This is a genomic window from Methanocalculus sp., assembly GCF_029762515.1.
Classification (GTDB): Archaea; Halobacteriota; Methanomicrobia; order Methanomicrobiales; family Methanocorpusculaceae; genus Methanocalculus.
This window is the reverse complement of sequence record NZ_JARVGN010000562.1, coordinates 1-1,095: the sequence shown is the minus strand read 5'-3', so window position 1 is coordinate 1,095 and position 1,095 is coordinate 1. Positions and strand designations below refer to the sequence as shown.

The window sequence follows — 1,095 nt, the reverse complement described above, 5'->3', positions numbered from 1 at the left end:
CTGGGGTACGAGCACCATCAAGAGGCTCTGCAGCTACGGTATCGGAACAGGCGTTCCATCCGCAGGTATGGTCGCATTTGGTGCAGGTATCATCGCAATGCTCGTTGGAACAAAATTCGGCTTATTCTCTCCACTTGCAGCTCTTGTTATTGCACTCGTCTCAGGTGCCATCTTTGGTTTCCTTGCAGACAGCGTGCTGAACATGAAGATCCCGGTGCTCGTTCAGTCCTTAGCTGAACTCTCGATCATCGGAGCACTCACTATCATGGGATTCACTGCAATGGCAACCGGAGACTTTACCTTCGGCGTCCTGACAGCAGGAACGATCAGCATCTTCGGATTCGCAATCCCTGCCGCACAGGCATCGTTTGTCGGTGGAGGCATTACCGCAGTTGCGTTCATGCTCGGAGCCATCGCCATTCAGCACCCCTTCAATGCAGCACTTGGTCCATCCAACACACAGGATCGGACACTGATGCTCGCAGCAGAGTGCGGGTTCCTCTCAATGATCATGATGGCAGTCATCTCGTTTGCGTTCATATCAATGGGATCTGCACTCCTGGGACTCCTGATTGCACTCATCGGATGGGGCTACACCTACGCACAGTTCATCGAACTCTCAAAGCGCGATGCAGCCGCATGGCTTGATGCCAAGATGATCGTGGAGACCGAGGCCTAAACCGGAGGTGAAAGACATGGGATATGTTCTTGTATTACCTGAGTTCGGCCTCGTTGCCGATCCGGTTCTCGGATTTGTGACGACAGCCGGAGAGTCCTACCAGCCGATCATCGATCAGGTTGTTGAACTCGATAAGGTCGCAGATGACCTGGTCAACATGCTCTCTGGTGAAGGAAACCTTATGAACAGCTACCCCGGCCGTGACAAAACACTTGTCTATGCCGGTGGAGTTACTGCATTCTGGTATGGCCTTGCAGTCGGACTGCTGATTGCAGCCATCGTAGCGTTCCAGTACCTGAGGTGAGGAAAGATGGCAGATAAGAAATCACCGGCAAGCGGATGGCCAACCGTCAAGGGAGATTACCATTCAGGCGACGCAAACAGCTGTGTAGCTGTTGTCACCATGGGATCCCACC

At 53.2% G+C, this 1,095-nt stretch carries 2 protein-coding genes and 1 pseudogene; all 3 read left to right on the top strand.

Annotated features, from left to right (window positions below):
• Nucleotides 1-679: tetrahydromethanopterin S-methyltransferase subunit MtrC (mtrC, locus tag QCH34_RS13180; RefSeq protein WP_300334787.1), on the top strand; the 679-nt coding region annotated here is incomplete at its 5' end.
• A 16-nt stretch (nucleotides 680-695) separates the two neighbouring features.
• Nucleotides 696-983, top strand: a complete 288-nt coding sequence (gene mtrB, locus QCH34_RS13175) for a tetrahydromethanopterin S-methyltransferase subunit MtrB (protein WP_300334786.1) — start codon at nucleotides 696-698, stop codon at nucleotides 981-983.
• 6 nt (nucleotides 984-989) lie between these two features.
• Nucleotides 990-1,095: pseudogene (locus QCH34_RS13170) on the top strand (tetrahydromethanopterin S-methyltransferase subunit A); the annotation flags it as partial.